The sequence below is a fragment of the Actinoallomurus sp. NPDC050550 genome, from assembly GCF_040655075.1.
In the GTDB taxonomy this organism is placed as follows: domain Bacteria; phylum Actinomycetota; class Actinomycetes; order Streptosporangiales; family Streptosporangiaceae; genus Actinoallomurus.
In genome coordinates this window covers 36,294-56,326 of the sequence record NZ_JBFAJC010000067.1, presented here as the reverse complement: position 1 = coordinate 56,326, position 20,033 = coordinate 36,294, and the positions used below count along the sequence as shown (strand labels likewise).

Sequence of the window (20,033 nt, the reverse complement as noted above, 5' to 3'; positions counted from 1 at the left end):
TCGCCCCCCGGAAGGCATAGCGGCCAACGGCGAAGCCACCCCGAAAGGGCGGCAAGCAGGAAATGCGAGCGTGGCGGCCAGCGCGGCGACGGTCGGCACCACCAGGCGGGGCGAAGCCCCGCACCGGGGGGTCCGGGGGGTCGTCCCCCCGGACGGCATAGCGGGCCCCGGCGAAGACGAGCACAGCTCGTCGAGCAGGCAAAGCCGCCCCGTGGGGCGGGTGGGACTCGAACCCACGACCAAGGGATTATGAGTCCCCTGCTCTGACCGGCTGAGCTACCGCCCCCGAATGGTGAGCATCAAGCCCCCCTACCTTGCCTGCCCGCAGACGCCCGCGCAACTCGACACTTCTCGAGCCGCGCGGGCGTCCGGTGGGGGAAGGGGATCAGGTTCCGGCGCGTACGGGTGCCGCCGTGTCGGCGGCGGGCGCTGGGACGGGGACGGTGCCGGTTTCGGCGGGCGGCTCGTCGTCCAGGAGGGTGGTCTCGTCGAAGGGGAACCGCCCGGCGAGGACCTCGCGGGCGCGGTCGCGGTCGAACTCCTTGGTCCATGTTCCGATGACCACGGTGGCGACGGCGTTGCCGGCGAAGTTCGTGACGGCGCGGGCCTCGGACATGAAGCGGTCGATGCCGACGATGAGGCCGACGCCGTCGACGAGGTCTGGCCGGTGGGCCTGCAGGCCGCCGGCGAGGGTGGCCAGTCCGGCTCCGGTGACGCCGGCCGCGCCCTTGGAGGCGACGACCATGAAGAGGAGCAGGCCGACCTGCTGGCCGATGGACATCGGTGCGCCGGTGGCCGAGGCGATGAACAGCGATGCCATCGTGAGGTAGATGGCGGTGCCGTCGAGGTTGAAGGAGTACCCGGTCGGCACGGTGATGCCGACGACGGACCGGTCGACGCCGAGGTGCTCCATCTTCGCGATCAGGCGTGGGAGCGCGGTGTCCGAGGAGGACGTGGAGAAGATCAGCAGGAACTCGCGGGCCAGGTAGCGCAGCAGGGCGAATATGTTGATCCGCGCCGTGAGCCAGAGGACCGCCCCGAGGACGACGAACACGAACAGCCCGCAGGTCACGTAGAAGGCGATCATGACTTCCGCGAGGCTCTTGAGCGCGTCGACGCCGGTGGCTCCGACCACCGCCGCGATCGCTCCGAACGCACCGACCGGGGCGGCCCACAGAACGATCGAGAGGATGCGGAAGACGAGCCGCTGGAGGTGCTCGACGCCGCGGAGGATCGGCGCTCCGGCCCGCCCCATGGACTGCACCGCGAAGCCGGTGAGCAGGGCGATCAGCAGCGTCTGCAGGACCTGGCCCGAGGTGAAGGCGGAGAGCAGGGTGTCGGGGATGCTGCCGAGCAGGAAGTCGACCCCGCCTTCGGCCTTGCCCGTCACCGCCTGCGCGTGACCGGCCTGCTTCAGCGCCGCGGTCAGGTGCATGCCCGCTCCGGGGTGCACGACGTTGCCGACGACGAGCCCGATCGCCAGGGCGACGGTGGACATCACGAGGAAGTAGCCGAGCGCGAGCCCGCCCACGGCACCGACCTTCGCCGCCTTGGCCACCGAGCCCACCCCGAGCACGATGGTGCAGAAGATGATCGGCGTGATCATCATCTTGATGAGGTTGACGAAGCCGGTCCCGATGGGCTTCAACTCGACGGCGAACTTCGGCGCGGCGAAGCCGACGATGATGCCGGCGATGACCGCCGCGATCACCATCAGGTAGAGCAGATGGGTACGGTCCCGACGTCCTCCGGGTGTCCGGCGCACAGCCTCGGCAGCCATGTCCGCTCCTTCATTTCGGGGGGATTTGCCAGGGACTATGCGCAGGTTCGGAGGTCGAGTCACCGTTACGTTCATTTCGTTCACGAAAACCGCCGTTCACACCAGCGCAACGCACAGTGCACACTTGCGTACATGCGTTGGGTCTCCCGACCTGCGGGTCGGCGGCATCGAAGCCTGGCGAGCCGGCTCTTCGTCATGCAGATCATCGTGGTGGCCACGGTGGTCGCGGGCGGGTCCGTGCTCGCCTATCTGTACGCCGCCGGGCGCACGGAGGACGCCGCCCGGAGGCAGGTGACCGCCGTCACCGCAGGGGTGGCCGACTCACCGGCCGTCGTCGCGGCCGCCGAGGGGCCGGATCCGTCCCGGGTGCTGCAGCCGTACGCCGAGCAGGTGCGGCGGGACACCGGGGTGGCCTTCGTGACGATCATGAGTCCGGCGGGCATCCGATACACCCATCCCAACCCGAAGTTGATCGGGCAGTCCTTCCTCGGCCACATCGAGGAGGCGCAGGCCGGGCACGCCTTCACCGAGACCTTCACCGGGACGCTCGGGCCGTCGGTCCGGAGGGTGGCCCCGGTCTTCGGCCCGAGGCATCGGGTGGTGGCGCTGGTCAGCGCGGGCATCACGGTGCAGATCGTCGACCGGCAGGTCCGGGAGCAGCTGCTCGCCCTGGTCCTGCTCGCCCTGCTGGCGCTCGGCGTCGGCGGCGCGGGCACCTATCTGGTCAACGCGCGGCTGCGACGCCACACCCATGGCATGGACGCGACGCAGCTGGGCCGCATGTACGAGTACCACCACGCGATCCTGCACACCGTACGGGAAGGGCTGCTGCTGCTCGATCCCCACGCCCGGGTGGCGCTGGCCAACGGCGCGGCGCGCGAGCTGCTCCGGCTGCCCGACGACGTGGAGGGGCGCGAGGTGGAGACGCTGGCCCTGCCGGAGACCCTCCGGGCGTCACTCGCCTCCGCCGCACCGTGCGTCGACGAGATCCACGTGACGCGCGAGCACGTCGTCGTGGTGAACAAGTCGGCCGTGACCTCGGACTCACGGGACCTGGGCAGTGTGGTGACGCTCCGGGACCACACCGACTTGCAGGAGCTGAGCGGCGAACTGGACTCGGTGCGGGGGTTCGCCGAGTCGCTGCGGTCGCAGGCGCACGAGGCGGCCAATCGGCTGCACACCGTCGTCTCCCTGGTCGAACTGGGCCGTCCGGATGAGGCGGTCGAGTTCGCCACCGCCGAGCTGGAGCTGACCCAGCGTCTCGCCGACCAGATCGTGAACGCGGTGGCCGAGCCGACGCTGGCCGCGCTGCTGCTCGGCAAGGCCGCGCAGGCGAACGAACGCGGGGTCGAACTGGTCATCACTCCCGACACGCGCATCGACGACACGGTGATCACCGAGACGCTCGGCTCCCGTGACCTGGTGACGCTCCTGGGCAACCTGATCGACAACGCCGTCGACGCGGCCGTGGAGGCCGCCGGCGACGCCCCGCCCGCCGACACCTCCCCGTCCCCCGCCGGCACCTCTCCCGCCGACACCGCCCTCTCCCCCGCCGACGACGCTCCGCCCGTCGACACCCCTCCCTCCCACGTCGGCGACGCCCCACCGGCCGGCGTCCCTCCGTCCCACATCGGCGGTGCTCCGGCCGCCGGCGCCTTCCCCGCCTCCCCGACCGCCGACGGCGCCACCGGAGGCGGCTTCCCCATCGGTGACGGCCTTCCCACCGACGGCGCCGCCGCCGGTGCCGCCTCGTCCAAGGTCTTCGTCACCGCCCGTACGACAGGAGACGACCTGGTCATCCGCGTCGCCGACACCGGGCACGGGGTCGGCCCCGACGCTGTCGAGGACATCTTCAAACGCGGCTGGTCGACGAAGGACGGGGAGCGCCCGTCCGGGCGCGGGCTCGGGCTCGCCCTCGTCGCCCAGGTCACCGCCCGGCACGGGGGACGGATCGAGGTGGGCCGTGAGGTCGGTGCGGTGTTCACCGTGACGCTGCCGGTAGCGCGGAAGGCGCCGGCGTGATCAGCGTTCTGGTGGTCGAGGACGATCCGGTCGCGGCGGAGGCGCACCGGATGTACGTCGAGCGGGTGCCCGGGTTCACGGTCGTCGGAGTCGTGCACTCCGGGGCGGAGGCCCTCCGGACGCTGGAACGCCGGCCGGCCGACCTTCTTCTCCTGGACTTCTTCCTCCCGGACTGCCACGGCCTCCAGCTGTGCCGGCGGCTCCGCGCGGCGGGGTCGCGGGCCGACGTGATCGCGGTTACGTCGGCCCGTGACCTGACGACCGTGCGTTCGGCGGTCTCGATCGGCGTCGTGCAGTACCTCCTCAAGCCGTTCACCTTCGCGACGCTGCGCGCCAAGCTGGAGCGGTACGCGCAGTTCCACGCCACGGTCGCCCGGCCCGGGGAGGCGGCGGACCAGAACGAGGTGGACCGGGCGCTAGCCACGCTGCGCACCGCGGACCGTCCGGCGCTGCCCAAGGGGATGAGCGCGTCGACGCTGGAGACGGTGACGGCCACTCTGCGTAGTACCGATGAGGGGCTGACGGCCGGTGCGGTGGCCGCGGCCGCGGGCATCTCTCGGGTCACCGCCCGCCGGTACCTCGAGTACCTCGTCGATGGGGGGCAGGCGGCCCGGACTCCGCAGTACGGCCAGGTGGGCCGCCCCGAGCTTCTCTACCGCTGGTCCCACTGACCGCGCATCTGCACGTGCATTTGATTGTGCATCAGTTCTTGCATCGGAACGCGCTCCGAGGGAAGATAGCCGATCAAGCCCACTCGGCATGCCCGAGTCGTCTGGAGGCCACCCAGATGCCCCTATATCGCACGAGCTGTACGTCCACGCGGCAAGAACGCGCCGAGGATCCCCCCTCAGCGGCGTTCACGCGCGACAGTGTGCACGTACTGCCTCAGCTCGCGGCGTACGGCCCCGCCCTCGGGTCTTTCCAGGACGCCATGTGCCCCCTGCGGGCCACCGGCGCATCCCCCGGCATCGCACGCGAGTTCACGGTCGCGACCTTGCGGGCCTGGGGACTGGCGGACCTGGTGGACGACGCGACCGTCATCGTATCGGAGCTGGTCACCAACGCCCTGCGCTACGGGCTCCCGGTCGGCTTCGGGGCCGCCGACGACCGGCCGATCCGGCTGACGCTGGTCCGCCACGCCGGACTGGTCGTGTGCGTCGTCGCGGACGCCAGCCGCCAGGAACCCCTGGTGCGGGACCCCTGCGACATAGCCGAGAACGGCCGCGGGCTCCACGTGATCGACGCCCTCAGCCGTACGTGGGGCTGGACGCCCCTCCCCAGGGTCGGCAAGGCGGTATGGGCCGCCCTCGCCGTCCCCGCAGCCTGAGCCGTCCCCGCAGCCTGAGGCACACCGCGATGGCCGCCCTCACCGGCCCGTGCCCCGATCTCACGGAACCGGCCCGCCGACCCATTCCCCGGCCCGGCCCCGCCGGCCCATCCACGGGACCGGCCCGCCGACCCATTCCCCGGCCCGGCCCCGCCGGCCCATCCACGGGACCGGCCCGCCGGCCCCCTCCCACCGGACCTGTCCAGCCGGCCCGTCCTACCGGACCGGGCCGCCGACCGATCCGACCGGGCGTGTCCGTCCCCGGCCTCCGACGGCCGCCCCGGGATGCTTCCCCGAGTAACAATCTGATTACCTCCCTTCCGACGTGCGGCTGCGCGAACACCGGTCGTGACAAGGCCGACGACGCGAAAAGGCATGGCTCGGTAAACTGCCGCTGGCGGCCCGCTGGGCCGCAGCAGGCCGCGAAGCACCGCCACCTCAAGGAAACGGTATGGATCGTCGTGTCGGCGGGGCGACCGGTGCATCGTCGACCGCGGGCATGACGGGAGACGTCGACCCCCCGCTGGTCGGACGCCGCGACGTCCTCGATGGCTTCACGCAGCTCCTTCAGGCCGCCGCCGACGGCACCTTCCGGTTCGTGGGCGTGGCCGGTGACCCCGGCGCGGGGAAGACACGGCTGCTCGACGAGTTGGCCGCCGAGGCCGGGCGGCGAGATCTGCCCGTCCTGTCCGGCCGGGCCACCGAATTCGAGGAGATGCCGTTCAGCGCCGTGCTCGACGCGCTGGACGACCGCCTGGAGACGATCGCGAAGGAGCTGCCCGACCGGCTCGGCGCACCGGCGGCCGGCCTGCTGGCCACCATCTTCCCCGCGCTCTCCGGCGCCGCGACCGGCGACGCCGAGACACTGGTGCCCGCCACCGGTCGATACCACCTGTACCGCGCGGTCCGGCTGCTGCTGGAGGAGCTCGCCGGGCCCGACGGGCTCGTGCTCATTCTCGACGATGTGCACTGGGCGGACGAGTCGACGGTCGAGCTGCTCGACCACCTGGCGCGCCATCCGCCGCGCGGGCGGATGCTGGCGGCCGTGGCCTACCGGCCCGCCCAGGCGTCGCCCAGGCTCGCCGCGCTGATGGAGATCGCGGGCCGGATCCCGGTGAACCCGCTCAGCGAGGCGGAGGTCGGCGAGCTCCTCGGCCCGCAGATCAACCGGGCGCGCCGCAGGGCGCTGTACGAGGCCAGCGGAGGTAACCCGTTCTACCTCGACGCGCTCGCCCGCATGGGGACGGGCCTCGGGACGCTCGACGGCAGCGGTGAGCAGACCGAGATCGGCGAGCTTCCGCCCGCCGTACGCGCGGCCCTCGGCATGGAGTTGAGCGGTCTGTCCGCCACCGCGCTGCGCGTCGCGCAGGCGGCCGCCGTCGTCGCCGACGAGTTCGAACCCGGCCTTGTCGCGGTGACCGCCGATACGTCCGAAGATCTCACGCTGGAGGCGATCAACGAGCTGGTCGCACGTGACGTCGTACGGCCGGCGGCGCCGGGCCGGTTCCGGTTCCGGCATCCGCTCGTCCGGCACGCGGCCTACGAGTCGGCGGCGGCGGGCTGGCGCCACGCCGTGCACGCCCGGATCGCCGCCCGGCTCGCGGACCTGCGCGCCCCGGCGACCGCACGGGCCCCACACGTCGAGCGTTCCGCCCGGATCGGCGATCAGGCCGCCATCGCCACGCTCGTCGAGGCGGCCCGTACGGTCGCGGCGCAGGCCCCCGCGACCGCCGCGCACTGGCTGCAGGAGGCGCTCCGGCTCGTTCCGGACACCGTTGACATGAGGCTGGAGCTGCTGCTGGAGCTCGCCCGCGCGCAGGCGGTCAGCGGCCGGATCACCGAGGGCAGGGACACCGCGCGGGAGCTGCTGCGCCTGCTGCCGCCCGACGACTTCGGACGCCGCGCCCGGGCGGCCCGGCTGTGCGGCATCATGGAACGCCAGCTCGACCGCCCGCACGAGGCCCGCGCGCTCCTCCTCGATGAGCTCCGGCGGATTCCCGACACTCAGGCCCCGGCAGCCGTCGAGCTGCGCGTACGACTGGTGACCGAGAGCCTGATGCGCAGCGACTTCCGCGCCGCGCAGGCCGTGCTGGACCTGATGCCGGAGAACGCCGACGGCTGGGAGCCCAGCCTCGTGCTGGCGGTCGCCGCCGTACGCCCGATGCCCGCCTACGCCGCGGGTCGCATCGACGACGCCGCCGGCTACGCGACGGTGACCGCCGGGCTGATGGCGGCCGCGCCGGACGACCACCTCGCCGACTGGCTCGACACGGACATCTGGCTGGGCTGGCTGGAGCTGATGATGGGCCGGTACGCCGACGCCCTCCAGCACTTCGGCCGGTTCCTGACGGTGGCCCGCACCACCGGGCAGAGCTCGATGCTGCCGCACATCATGGCCGGCCAGGCGCGGACGCTGACGATGCTCGGACGGCTGGAGGAGGCGGCGGCCGCGGCCGAGGAGGGCTCGGAAGTGGCCCGTCTCCTGCGCTCCAACGAGTCGCTGGGCTTCGCGATGACGCAGCAGTGCCTGGCGGCGAGCTGGTCCGGCGACCACGAAACCGCCCTGCGGCTCGGTGAGGAGCTCGCCGGCCTCGGGCTCGGCCGCGGGGAGTGGTGGGCCGCCATGGCCCTGTACGCGCGGGGAATGGCGCTGATCCACGCCGGGCGCCTGGACGAGGGTGCCGAGCAGCTCCTCGCCGCCTGCGGCGACATCAGCGATCCCCGGCTCGATCCCGGCACGCTCATGGCCTGCTGCGAGACGCTCGCCGACGTCGAGGCCACACGGGGGCGGCCCCGGGAGGCCACGGAGTGGGCGGACCGCGCCGACCTGCTCGCCCGGCCCGGCCTGGAGACGAACGGCGGTTTCGCCATGCTCGCCCGCGCGCACGCGCTGGCGACCTCCGATCCGAGCGTGGCGGCCGAGCAGGCCCAGGCGGCGGCCGCCATCCTCGACGAGGGAGGTATGCGGATCCAGGCCGGGCGGGCCAGGCTCCGCGCCGGGATCGCCTACACGGCGGCCGGCGAACGCGCCCAGGCCCGGGCCGAGCTCAGCTCCGCCGCGGAGACCTTCGCCGAGTGCGGCGCCCGTACCCTCCACGCCCAGGCCGTCCGGGCGCAGCGCAAGGTCGGCGTGCGCGTGCCGGGCGCGACCGGCCGGTCGGCCGGCCCGCACGGACTGTCCCGTCGGGAGTTCGAGGTGGCGACCCTGGTCGCGGAGGGGTGCACGAACCAGCAGATCGCCGAGCGCCTCTTCCTCAGCATCCGGACGGTCGAGACGCACCTGTCGCACATCTTCGCCAAGCTCGGAGTGTCCTCGCGCGTCGGTATCGTCAGCGCGCTGAACCAGAACCCGTAGTCCCCCGTCGTAGGGAATCAGGGTTTACCACGATGCTGCACGCACCCCTCTGACTGCCATTGTGGGGCGCGGAGGCAGGGAGGTGGAAAAAATCATGGAACATATCCCGGCGCGGTACACCCTCGAGGGTGTGTCCGACGCCGAGGTGTCCGTGCACCCGTTCGCGACGGACGACGGTCTCGGGCTCAACCTGACACGCTTTCGGCGCGGCGACTGCGACGACGTCGTGCTGCTGCTGCACGGCCTCACGGCCTCCATCGACATGTTCATCATGCCCGAGCACCGGAATCTGGTGAACACCCTGCTGGACAACGGGTTCACCGACGTCTGGGCGCTCGACTTCCGGATGAGCTCCCGGTTTCCGTACGACGCCGAGACGCACCGCTACACGCTGGACGACATCGCGGCCTGGGATCACCCGGCCGCCCTGCGGGAGCTGCGCCGGCACGTCGGCGACCGGCGGGTGCACGTGGTCGCGCACTGCCTCGGATCGATGTCGTTCTCGATGAGCCTGTTCGGCGGCGCCCTCGACGGCGTCGCGAGCTTCGTGAGCAACAGCGTCTCGCTGACCCCGCGCGTGCCCACCTGGTCGCGGTGCAAGCTCGTGGCCGGCCCCGGCCTGTCCGAGTACGTCATCGGGCTGCCGTACATGGACTCCCGCTTCGGCGAGGCCCCGCTCCTCACGCGCGGCTGGATGGTCTCCCGTCTCGTGTCGCTGTTCCACCGGGAGTGCGGCGTGCGCGACTGCCACATGATCAGTTTCATGTGGGGCAGCGGCCATCCGGCCCTGTACGAGCACGAGAACCTGCTGCCGGTCACCCACGAGCGCATCGCGGACCTGCTCGGCCCGACGGGGGTCCACTACTTCCGGCACATCCGCAAGATGGTGTCGGCCGGTCAGGTCGTCAAGTACGACCCGGGCGACCCGCGTCACGCCGACCTGCCCGACGCCTACCTGTCGCGCGCGGGCGAGGTCACCACGCCGGTCCTCCTGCTGTCGGGTGATGTCAACCACGTCTTCCCCGGCGCGAACGCCGCCTGCCACGAGGCGCTCGAGCGGGTCCGGCCCGGGCTGCAGGAGTTCGCCTCCCTCCCCGGCTACGGCCACATCGATCCCTTCATCGGCAAGAACGCACACGTCGACGTCTTTCCGAAGATCCTCGACTTCCTGAAACGGCAGGCCTCATGACCAGCGAACACACCGATGTCGTGGTGGTCGGCTCCGGGTTCGGCGGAGCCGTCGCCGCTTATCGGCTGGCCGAGGCGGGCCTGTCGGTCGTCGTGCTGGAGCGCGGCCAGGAGTACCCTCCCGGCACCTTCGCCCGGACGCCGGCGCAGATGAGCCGCGCCTTCTGGGACCCGTCGGAGGGGCTGTACGGGCTGTACGACGTCTGGGGATTCCGGGGATTCGACTCGGTCGTCTCCAGTGGCCTCGGGGGCGGCTCGCTGATCTACGCGAACGTCCTGCTGCGCAAGGACGAGGAGTGGTTCGTCAAGGAGCAGGCGCTCCCGGACGGCGGGTACGAAAGCTGGCCGATGACCAGGGAGGACCTGGATCCGCACTACGACGCGGTCGAGGGCATGCTCGGGGGCACGCCCTACCCGCTCGACCATCCGGCCTACTCCGACACCGCCAAGGCCCACGCGATGCAGGATGCGGCGGCCGAGCTCGGGCTCGACTGGCAGCTGCCGTCACTGGCGGTCAGCTTCGCGTCGAGACCGGGGGCCGAGCCCGGGCTCGGGCTGCCGATCGCCGACCCGCCGTACGGCAACCTGCACGGTGTGGAGCGCCGCAGCTGCCGGCTGTGCGGCGAGTGCTATCTGGGCTGCAACGACGGAGCCAAGAACAGCCTCGACCACACCTACCTCTCCGCAGCGCAGCGGCACGGCGCGGACCTGCGCACGCTGCACGAGGTGCGCGGGATCCGGCCGCGCCCGGAGGGCGGCTACGAGGTCGACTACGCCCACCACGACCCGCTGGAGAAGGCCCGCAAGGTGACGCTGCGGACCATCTCCTGCGACCGCCTCATCCTGGCGGCGGGGGCGTACGGCTCGACGTACCTCCTGCTGCGCGACCAGGCCAAGTTCCCGGGACTGAGCGAGGCGCTCGGCACCCGGTTCTCCGGCAACGGCGACCTGCTCACCTTCCTGATGCGGGCCAAGGACCGGGCCCGGATCCGTCCGCTCGACGCCAGCCGTGGCCCCACGATCACCAGCGCGATCCGGCTCCCCGACGAGGTCGACGGCGTGCCGGGCGCGGGGCGCGGCGCGTACATCGAGGACGGCGGCTACCCGGCGTTCGTCGACTGGATGGTCGAGGAGGCCGACGTCACGCACGAGGTCGCGCGGGCGGTCCGGCTGGCGTTCGAGCGGTTCGTCGCGTTCATCTCCCGTGCGCCCGGCACCAACCTGTCCGGCGAGCTGTCGGAGCTGATCGGCGACGGGGCGTTGTCGGTGAGCTCACTGCCGCTGCTCGGCATGGGCCGTGACGTCCCGGACGGCGTGCTGCGCCTGCGGGGCGGCAAGCTGGACGCCGACTGGACGACGAAGACCAGCGAGGAGTACTTCGACCGGCTGCGCTCCACGATGAAGCGCATCGCCGCCGTGCTCGGCGCCTCGTACGCCGACAACCCGATCTGGTTCCGCAAGCGGATCATCACGGTGCACCCGTGCGGCGGGGCGCCGATGGGACGTCACGCGGACGAGGGGGTCTGCGATCCGTACGGAGAGGTGTACGGCTTCCCCGGCCTGTACATCGCGGACGGGGCGGCCCTGCCCGGCGCGGTCGGGCCGAACCCATCGCTGACGATCGCGGCGCTGTCCGACCGGATGAGCACGCGGCTGCTGGAGAACGCCGGGCGCCCGCGTGCGGAGCGCCCGGTCGGAGGGGCGGTGAACGGCACGGCGGGCACTGCGGAGGTTCGCAGGGGTGCCTCCCAGCGCACGTCGCTGTCGTTCACTGAGGAGATGAAGGGGTTCTTCGCCGAAGGCGTGCACGCTCCCGGGGCGGGGGAGCAGTCGGGGCGGGAGCACGGGCAGAAGCTCGGGTTCCGGCTCACGATCACCGTCGACGACGTGGACCGCTTCCTGGAAGAGCCCGACCACACGGCACGGGCCGAGGGATGGATTGACGCCGCTGTCTGCGGGGGCCGGTGTCATGTCCAGCGGGGCTGGTTCAACTTGTTCTGTCCGGGAGGTGCGCCGGACCGCAGGCTCATGCGGTATCGGCTGCACTTCACCGATGCGGAGGACCGGCCCCGCACCCTCTCTGGGTGGAAGGACATCCGGCACCGGCCGGCCTCGCGCGTCTGGCCGGACACCACGACGCTGTTCTTCCGGATCTTCGAGGGACACGTGCCCGAGGGCGGGGACGACGACGCGCCGATCGCGGGCGCGGGCATCCTGCGCCTGGGCCTGGACGACTTCGCCCGGCAACTCACCACCTTCCGCACGGAGGGACCGGACGGCCTGGCCGCCCTGGAGCGCTTCGGCGGGTTCTTCCTCAGCGAGCTGTGGGACATCTATCGCCCGAAGATGGTGAGTTAACACCGATTGCTGGTCACAGGGTCGCGATCTCGTACGCGACCTTGTGCTCGTCCAGGTCGCGTACGGCCTCGGGGGACGCGCCGTCGTCCACGATCACCTGGTCGAACGCGCTGAGCGGCGCCAACCGGTGCAACGCCACCCGGCCCAGCTTCGTATGGTCGATCAGGAGGACGTTGCGCGCGCCGGCGTCCAGCATCGCCCGCTTCACCGAGACGATGTGCTGCTCCTGGTGGTAGGCGAACCCGCCCGCCACCGCAGAGGTGGAGACGAAGCACAGGTCGACGTGGAGCGCCTCGATGGCGTCGACACAGGAGACCCCGAGGAAGGAGTCGTGCAGGGGGTCGTAGTCGCCACCCAGGGCCATGAGGCGGATGTCACGCACCTTGGCGAGCAGGTTGATCGCCTCGAGGAAGTTGGTGACGACCGTGAGCGGGGTGATCCCCTCGAGCCGGCGGGCCACGGCCAGCGCCGTGGTCGAGTCGTCGAGCATGACCGCCATCCCCGGCTCGATCAGCCGGACGGCCCGCTCGGCGATCGCGTCCTTCTGCGCCTGCATCGACTTCATGCGGTACGCGACGTTGCTCTCGAACACCCCGGACGGCTGCGCGGTGACCCCGCCCCGGAACTTCCGGACCACGCCCTGGCGCTCGAGCTCGTCCAGGTCGCGGTGGATCGTCATCAGGCTCACGCGGAACCGCTCGGCCAGGTCCGCCGCGGTCGCCGAGCCATGCGAGAGGACATGGTCGGCGATGGCCGCCTGCCGCTTGGCGGGCCCGCTACGGACGCTGTCACCGTCCTTGGTCATGAGGCGATCCTAACAATCAGATGTTGTAAGTTCACAGGCGACGACGCGAAATCGGGGGGCGAGTGCGACGCGTGTGGACGACGGCAGGGTCGGCACGACGCTTTTCGTTGTCCACCACGGCGAGACAGTCTGACACGACGGGAAGCGCTGCGCGGGAGGCGGCGAGATCCGTCTAGGCGAATACCTTGCCGGGGTTGAAGATGCCCGCCGGATCGAGGGCCTGCTTGATCGCCTGATGCATGCCGATGACGACCGGTCCGACCTCCTCGGCCATGCCGCGGCGTTTCAGCAGCCCGACCCCGTGCTCGCCGGTCACGGTGCCGCCGATGCCGATCGCCTCGTCGACGATCCGCTCGAAGGCGGCCTGGGCCCGCTCCCGCGCCGCGTCGTCGTCCGGGTCCGTGATCATCAGCGGGTGCAGGTTGCCGTCACCGGCGTGCGCGACGTTCGCGATCAGGATGTCGTGCTCGGCGGCGATGCGCTCGATGCGGCCGAGCATCTCCGGGACCAGCATGCGGGGCACGCAGATGTCCTCGGTCAGGACCGGCCCGAGGCGTTCGATCGCCGGGTACACCAGCCGGCGCGCCGCGAACAGCGCCTCCGCCTCTTCCGGATCGGTGGAGCGGGCGCTCCAGGTCGCTCCGGCGGACTCGAAGCAGCGCAGGATCGTGTCGGCCTCCTCCTCGCCCGCCTGACCGGGCGCGTCGCTGCGGCCGAGCAGCAGGACGTTGCCCGCGTCCGTCAGCCCCATGTGCCGCCACTCGTCGACGGCGCGCAGGCAGTACCGGTCGATCAGTTCGAGCGCGCTGGGGACGACTCCGGCGGCCGTGACCGCGCTGACCGCCTCCCCCGCCGCCACCAGCGTGTCGAAGTAGCCCACGACCGTACGCTCGGCCGCGCGGGCGCCCCGGAGTCGCACCGTGATCTCGGTGATGACGCCGAGCGTGCCCTCCGAGCCGACCATCAGGCCGGTCAGGTCGTACCCGGCCACGCCCTTGGCGGTGCGCCGGCCCAGGCGTACGACGTCGCCCCGCCCGACGACCGCCTCGAGCCCGAGCACGTAGTCCCGGGTCACGCCGTACTTCACGCAGCACAGCCCGCCCGCGTTGGTCGCGACGTTGCCGCCGATCGTCGACCACGGCGCGCTCGCGGGATCCGGCGGATACCAGAGCCCGTGCTCGGCGCAGGCCTCGCGCAGGTCGTCGTTGACGACACCGGGCTGGACGACCGCGACGCGCTCGGCCGGGTCGATCCGGATGATTTCGTTCATCGCCTCGAACGACAGCATCACGCAGCCGTCGATCGCGTTGGCGCCGCCGGACAGGCCGGTGCCGGCTCCGCGCGGGACCACCGGCACACCCCGCCGGGCACAGCGAGCGACGACCTCACGAACCTCCGCCGTCTCCCGGGCCCGCACCACGGCCACCGGCTTGCCGTACGGCGCCCACTCCGCCTCGTCGTGCGCGTAGGAGGCCATCACGTCCGGGTCGCGAACGACCCTGCCGTCGTGAAGAGCCCGTTCCAGCTCCGCCGCCAGATCATCCGACACCGTCATACGCCGCACCCTACGCCCGCCCGCCGCGCTGCCGAGGCACGCCCGCCGGGGCCCACCCTGCGCGGCCCGATCCAGCGCCGGGCTCAGCCGGCCGCCGCGGTGAACAGGCCGTACGCGTGGCCGCCGGCGACAAGCCCGCCGTGCTCCCCCGTGCGGGACCCCGGGGGCACCGGGCTCTCCGTACGGGACCCGGTCCGGGCACCGGGCTCTCCGTACGGGACCCGGTCCGGGCACCGGGCTCTCCGTGCGGGACCCGGTCCAGCCGTCCAACCCCACGGTGCGCGGCCCGGTCCGGCCATCGGGCGAACCGTCGGGATGCGGCCGGCGCGGCTCCGACCCGGTCAGGGCCCCTCCGAGTGGGCGGCCCGCCTGACCCCGGGTGCGGGTGTGCGGATCGCGCCCAGCAGACTCGTGCCGTTGACGATGAACACCGAAGGACGTGCCATGCCCCCGAATCCCCTCACCGCGTTCGAGCTGACCGATCTGCGCGAGCGGCGCAGCGTCAAATGGAGCGAGTACCCGCCGGACGTGCTGCCGATGTGGGTCGCCGAGATGGACACACCCCTCGCCGAGCCGATCGCCGCCGCGCTGACCGGAGCGATCGCCCGCGGCGACACCGGGTACGCGGCCGCCGGGCGGCTTCCCGAGGCGTTCGCGGACTTCGCCGCCGACCGCTACGGTTGGCGGCCGGCGTCGGACACCATTCGCCTGGTCCCCGACGTCATGTACGGCATCCGGGAGGTCGTAGAGATCATTTCCGAGCCCGGTGACCGCGTCGTGGTGAACACGCCCGGCTATCCGCCGTTCTTCTACTGGCTCGAGCGGGCCGGCCGTCAGGTGGTGCGCAACCCCATGGTGTCCGGCCCGGACGGGTTCCGTCTGGACCTGGACCGGCTGGAACGCGACTTCGCCGCCGGAGCACGGGTCTACCTGCTGTGCAGCCCGCACAATCCCACCGGACGGGTCTTCACCCGCGAGGAGCTCCTGGCAGTCGCGGCCCTCGCCGACCGGTACGACGTCCGCGTCGTCGCTGACGAGATCCACGCGCCCCTGACCCATCCGGGCGCGCGGCACATCCCGTTCGCCTCGCTGGACACACCGGCCGCGGCGCGCGCGATCGTCCTCGCCTCGGCGTCGAAGGCGTGGAACCTCGCCGGTCTCAAGGCGGCGCTGGCCATTCCGGGCCCCGACGCCCGCGCCGACGTCGCGGCGATCCACGTGGAGGTCAGCGAGGCCGCCGGCCTGTTCGGCGTGATCGCCTCCGAGGCGGCGTTCACCCACGGACGCCCGTGGCTGGCCGACCTGATCGACGCGCTCGACGCGAACCGGCGGCTCGTGGGCGACCTCCTCGCCGCCCACCTGCCCGACATCGGCTACCACGTGCCCCAGGCCACCTTCCTGGCCTGGCTCGACTGCCGTGCGCTCGGCCTGGGGGACGACCCCGCGCAGGCCTTCCTGCGGGACGGCGAGGTCGCGTTCACCCCCGGGCCCAACTTCGGCGAGGCGGGCCGTGGCTTCGCCCGCCTCAACTTCGCGACGGCGCCGGACCGTGTCACCGAGGCCATACGTCGCATGGCGGCCGCCCTCGACCGGGCCGGCGCGCGATGAGACAGGCGACCGCCGCGGCCTGAGCCACCCACCGCGCCCGCGCCTCCCCGCTGAAAGGACCCCCGTTGGCCGAACACGTCTTCCTGACGACGGAGCGCCTCGTCCTCCGCCCCTTCACCGAGGCCGACCTCGACGAGGTGCTCGCGCTGCACGGCGACCCGGAGGTCATGCGCTTCATCAACGGAGGGCGCCCGGCCTCCCGGACCACGATCCGCGACGAGATCCTCCCCCGGCTGATGCGGCACCACGCCTCTTTCGGGACTCGCGGTTTCTGGGCGGCCGAGGACAGGACGACCAGGCGCTTCCTGGGCTGGTTCGAACTCCGGCCGCTCGCCGACGACGGTCCCGTGGTCGTCGAACTGGGCTACCGGCTGCACCGGTTCGCATGGGGCCGGGGCCATGCCACGGAAGGAGCCCGCGCCCTCGTCCGCAAGGGCTTCACCGAACTGGGCGTGCGCCGGGTCATCGCCCAGACCATGGCGGTGAACACGGCCTCCCGGAGCGTGCTGGAGAAGACCGGCCTGACCTACGTCCGGACTTTCTACGAGGACTGGCCGGACCCGATCGCGGGCGCCGAGCACGGCGAGGTGGAGTACGCCCTGACCGAGACCGACTGGCGCCGACGGCTCGGGCAGGCCTCCTGACAAGGCGGACGGGCGCCGACGGCTCGGGCAGATGCCCTGACCAAGGCCGACCTGCGGCGACGGCTCCGGCAGGCGCCCTGGCCGGGGCGCCCGCGCCGGACGCCCGACGGGCCGCCGACCGGCCGAAGCGCCCTGAGCTGGGACACCCGCCCTGGGCACCCCAGTGAGCCGCCGGCCGGCCGAACCGCGCGGCCCGCTATCTACTACAGTGGCCGGACACCCGCCGCGAGTTCTTCACGATCCCCTGGTCCTCGTCGTCGACGCTCAGCCCCGCCTTCGCGTACGGCCTCTTGCAGACGATGCGCACCGTGTCGCCATCGCACGCCACGGCCGACTTCCGGGCCACCCCGATCACGCAGTAGTGCTCGCCGCCGACCGACAGCGCGGGAAGCGCCTCGAAGCCGTTGCGAATCCTCTTGGTGCCCTTGTTCGTCAGGATGATCACGGCCTTGGCCTTGCGCCCGTCCTTCGTACGGACCACGCAGACCTGCCCGTAGAGGCTCCGGAGGGTCTTCGCGTACGAGCCCTTCGGGAAGGCCCTGCTCTGCGCGCCGCAGGTCCAGTACTTGGTCTTCATGCCGTTCGTGAACCGGTACGGGACGCCGGGACGCACTGCGGTGACGGAAGGCGGCGTGGCGGCGGAGGCTGCCGCCGTGGTCCCGAGGACGGCGGTTCCGGTCACGGCGAGCGCCAGGAGCGCCCGGCCCGGCGATCTCCGGGATGGTAGAGGGGGTTCGGCGTCAGGCATCGGCATCGCTCCCAGCTCGTATTGATCTTGGGGAATTCGCCCGAATTCTTTCGCCCATCCGCCGCGCTGACAAGGCCGCCGGCTCGATCTCCGACGCCATCCTCTGGGCGTGCATGCTGGAGCACGGAGGGTTTTCACAACTATATTGGTCGGAAAACCCTCCTAGAGGAGTCGCACGTGGGCATCACCGGAGAAGGCGACTGTCGGCTGTCACGACGCACGATGCTCCGCATGTCCGCCGGCCTCGGCTCGACGTTGGCCGTCACGGTTAACGTCGAGCCGGCCCGCGCCGCCGACGGCCCGATCGTCAAGCCACTGCCGCCCGAACTGTTCATCGTGTACGGGACGAACGCCGAGATGCGCTGGGAGGCGATGCACGGGCAGGGGCATCTCACGCCGACCGATCGCTTCTTCGTCCGCAACCACACCCGCACCCCGCTGATCGACGTCCGCACGTGGCGGCTCCGCCTGTTCGGGCGCGGTCTGCGCGGCGCCCCGACCCTCGACCGGCCGGTCGAGTTCTCCTATGAGGACCTGCGAGGAATGCCGGCCCGGACGATCGACGCGTTCATCGAGTGCACCGGGAACGGCCGCAGCTTCTACGCGACACAGCAGAACCAGTCGGTCACGGGCACACCGTGGAGGCTGGGGGGTGTGGGGGTGGCCCGCTGGCGTGGCGTCCCGCTGGCTCACGTCCTCGAACGCGCCGGCCTCACGCATCGGGCGGTCGACGTCATGCCGCGCGGCCTCGACCCCGACTTCATCGACGCGGGACGGAACCACGGGCGGGTACGCAGGCCGCTGCCGATCGCCAAGGCGCTCGACGACGTCCTCCTGGCCTACGAGATGAACGGCCGTCCACTGCCTCCGGACCACGGATTCCCCGTACGGCTCGTCGTGCCCGGCTGGGTGGGCATCGCCTCGATCAAGTGGGTCGGCGACATCGAGGTCTCCGACGCGCCGCTGTCGTGCCCCTGGAACACCGTCTACTACCGGATGTTCGGCCCCGGATACCCGCCGGAGGGCAGCGCCCCGGTGACCCGGCAGGTGCTCAAGAGCGCGTTCGAACTGCCGTGGAACGCACGGTTCGACGCAGGGCGGACCACCGTGCTGCGTGGCCGCTCATGGTCCGGCGACGGGGCGGTGCGCCACGTCGCGGTCAGCACCGACGGAGGCGGGACCTGGCGGCGGGCGGCCCTTCACGGACGGCGCAGCGCCCTCGGCTGGGTCCGCTGGGAGCTCCCCTGGCGCCCACCGGCCCCGGGATCGTACGAACTGCTGGCGCGGGCGACCGACGTCACCGGTGTGACGCAGCCGGACGCCGCGCCGTACAACACGTTCGGTTACCTGTTCGGCGCGGTCGTACGCCATCCAGTGACGGTGACCTGACAGCGGCCCCGGTCGGCGGCTCGCGTCTGAAGCGCTTTCCACGCCGAGGACATTGTCTGGACGCGCACTCGGTCAGGCCGCGTTCACACCTGAGACACGTGCCTACGACGTCGTCCGGTCCGGATGATGCGGATGCGGCCGCGCCACCGCTCGCACGCCCGGCACCCAGGACGGATGGTGCGTGTCCCGGCCGGGCAGCCGCTCACGCTGCCGGCGCCCACGACGCTACTCAGGCCGGATGGGTGCGCGCCCGGCTGCACGGCCGGTCGCGCGTCGACCATACGCCCGGTGCCCAGGACGTCGCCCGGGCCGAACCCGCTGCGGCTCGTGCCCGGGACGCGGGCGGCGTCTACGACGTGGTCCAGGCCGGGTTGGTGCGCATGCGGCTGCGGCGCGGCTTGCGGCGGGCGGCGCGCTCCTCGTACGCCTGCCGCTCCGGAGCCCGGTGCGCCAGTGCGTCGCGGAGCTGGGCGCGGCCGCGGTGGATACGGCTGCGGACCGTTCCCATCTTGACACCGAGGGTCGCGGCGATCTCCTCGTACGACAGGCCCTCGATGTCGCACAGCACGACCGCGGCACGGTACTCCGGTGCCAGCGCGTCCAGGGCCATCTGGATGTCGTCGTCGAAGTGCCGGTCCTCGTACACCTGGGCGGGGCTCGGCTCGCGTCCCCGCAGGCGCTCGGCCGCGTCATCGGCGAGGCCCTCGAACCGGATGCGCTGCCGTCGGCGCACCATGTCGAGGAAGAGGTTGGTGGTGATCCGGTGCAACCACCCCTCGAACGTGCCCGGCGTGTAGTTCGACAGCGAACGGAACACGCGCACGAAGACCTCCTGTGTGAGGTCCTCGGCATCGTGCTGGTTCCCGGTCAGCCGGTAGGCGAGGCGGTAGACGCGCGCGGAGTGTTCACGCACGATCTCGTCCCAGCTGGGCGGCGTCCACGCCACGGTGTCACCCTTCACCTGTCACCCCCGATATCACTGTTTCGCGTCAAAGTCTGTCCTGCCGGGGGTAAGAGCGGTGTAAGGGAATCCCGCCGCGGACGGCGCCTTTTGGTGGCCCTTCGGCCGGACCCTTTCCTCCGACGCTGTCCAGCATCGCAGCCTGGACCTTGTCCGACGTCGCCCGTCAGGTGGGTGTTGCCCGGCCCGGCGTCGGCCGAGCGACGGAGGACGGGACCCCTCCCTCATCCTCAGGGGGGAGAAAACGAACCGCCCGCTCTTGATCACCTTCGGGGTTGTCGGCATTCTGGGCG

General features: G+C 71.8%; 14 protein-coding genes and 1 tRNA gene. 9 read left to right on the top strand and 6 right to left on the bottom strand.

The window, feature by feature from the left end; all coding sequences use genetic code 11:
- Window positions 1-212: 212 nt before the first annotated feature.
- Window positions 213-286, bottom strand: a tRNA-Ile gene (locus tag AB0I04_RS47950).
- Between the two features lie 99 nt (window positions 287-385).
- Complete coding sequence (locus AB0I04_RS47945) at window positions 386-1,780, bottom strand: cation:dicarboxylase symporter family transporter (RefSeq protein WP_360901047.1); 1,395 nt, start codon at window positions 1,778-1,780, stop codon at window positions 386-388.
- A gap of 132 nt (window positions 1,781-1,912) precedes the next feature.
- Here AB0I04_RS47945 and AB0I04_RS47940 point away from each other — a divergent pair, with 132 nt between their 5' ends.
- From AB0I04_RS47940 to AB0I04_RS47915, 6 genes are all read left to right on the top strand, one after another.
- Window positions 1,913-3,802, top strand: a complete 1,890-nt coding sequence (locus tag AB0I04_RS47940; protein ID WP_360901044.1) for an ATP-binding protein — start codon at window positions 1,913-1,915, stop codon at window positions 3,800-3,802.
- Window positions 3,799-4,473 (top strand): response regulator, encoded by a 675-nt coding sequence (locus tag AB0I04_RS47935; protein WP_360901041.1) that lies wholly within the window; start codon window positions 3,799-3,801, stop codon window positions 4,471-4,473. Before AB0I04_RS47940 ends, AB0I04_RS47935 begins: the two co-directional genes overlap by 4 nt.
- 200 nt (window positions 4,474-4,673) lie before the next feature.
- Window positions 4,674-5,129 (top strand): ATP-binding protein, encoded by a 456-nt coding sequence (locus tag AB0I04_RS47930; RefSeq protein WP_360901038.1) that lies wholly within the window; start codon window positions 4,674-4,676, stop codon window positions 5,127-5,129.
- Between the two features lie 451 nt (window positions 5,130-5,580).
- Entirely contained in the window at window positions 5,581-8,484 is a 2,904-nt protein-coding gene (locus tag AB0I04_RS47925) for an AAA family ATPase (RefSeq protein ID WP_360901035.1), read from the top strand.
- Between the two features lie 94 nt (window positions 8,485-8,578).
- Window positions 8,579-9,673: an alpha/beta hydrolase gene (locus tag AB0I04_RS47920; RefSeq protein WP_360901032.1), complete on the top strand. Its 1,095-nt coding sequence runs from the start codon at window positions 8,579-8,581 to the stop codon at window positions 9,671-9,673.
- Complete coding sequence (locus tag AB0I04_RS47915) at window positions 9,670-12,030, top strand: GMC family oxidoreductase (protein WP_360901029.1); 2,361 nt, start codon at window positions 9,670-9,672, stop codon at window positions 12,028-12,030. Before AB0I04_RS47920 ends, AB0I04_RS47915 begins: the two co-directional genes overlap by 4 nt.
- 13 nt (window positions 12,031-12,043) lie before the next feature.
- Here the strand turns inward: AB0I04_RS47915 and AB0I04_RS47910 are convergent, their stop codons facing one another.
- Window positions 12,044-12,835 (bottom strand): DeoR/GlpR family DNA-binding transcription regulator, encoded by a 792-nt coding sequence (locus AB0I04_RS47910; RefSeq protein WP_360901026.1) that lies wholly within the window; start codon window positions 12,833-12,835, stop codon window positions 12,044-12,046.
- 172 nt (window positions 12,836-13,007) lie between these two features.
- Window positions 13,008-14,390, bottom strand: coding sequence for an FAD-linked oxidase C-terminal domain-containing protein (locus tag AB0I04_RS47905; RefSeq protein ID WP_360901023.1), 1,383 nt, complete (start codon window positions 14,388-14,390; stop codon window positions 13,008-13,010).
- A gap of 444 nt (window positions 14,391-14,834) precedes the next feature.
- Between AB0I04_RS47905 and AB0I04_RS47900 the strand changes: the two genes are divergently transcribed.
- Together AB0I04_RS47900 and AB0I04_RS47895 are read left to right on the top strand one after the other, a co-directional pair.
- Complete coding sequence (locus AB0I04_RS47900) at window positions 14,835-15,998, top strand: MalY/PatB family protein (RefSeq protein WP_360901020.1); 1,164 nt, start codon at window positions 14,835-14,837, stop codon at window positions 15,996-15,998.
- A 65-nt stretch (window positions 15,999-16,063) separates the two neighbouring features.
- Window positions 16,064-16,642 carry a GNAT family N-acetyltransferase gene (locus AB0I04_RS47895; protein ID WP_360901017.1) on the top strand — a complete coding sequence of 193 codons (579 nt, stop codon included), beginning with the start codon at window positions 16,064-16,066 and terminating at the stop codon, window positions 16,640-16,642.
- A gap of 196 nt (window positions 16,643-16,838) precedes the next feature.
- On the opposite strand, the gene AB0I04_RS47890 is transcribed toward AB0I04_RS47895, so the two are convergent.
- The gene (locus AB0I04_RS47890; protein ID WP_360901014.1) at window positions 16,839-17,324 is read right to left on the bottom strand and encodes a hypothetical protein; all 486 of its coding nucleotides are present in this window, start codon (window positions 17,322-17,324) and stop codon (window positions 16,839-16,841) included.
- A gap of 243 nt (window positions 17,325-17,567) precedes the next feature.
- Here AB0I04_RS47890 and AB0I04_RS47885 point away from each other — a divergent pair, with 243 nt between their 5' ends.
- The gene (locus AB0I04_RS47885; protein WP_360901011.1) at window positions 17,568-18,779 is read left to right on the top strand and encodes a sulfite oxidase; all 1,212 of its coding nucleotides are present in this window, start codon (window positions 17,568-17,570) and stop codon (window positions 18,777-18,779) included.
- Window positions 18,780-19,128: 349 nt separating this feature from the next.
- Here the strand turns inward: AB0I04_RS47885 and sigE are convergent, their stop codons facing one another.
- Window positions 19,129-19,740: an RNA polymerase sigma factor SigE gene (sigE, locus tag AB0I04_RS47880; protein WP_360901007.1), complete on the bottom strand. Its 612-nt coding sequence runs from the start codon at window positions 19,738-19,740 to the stop codon at window positions 19,129-19,131.
- Window positions 19,741-20,033 lie beyond the last annotated feature (293 nt).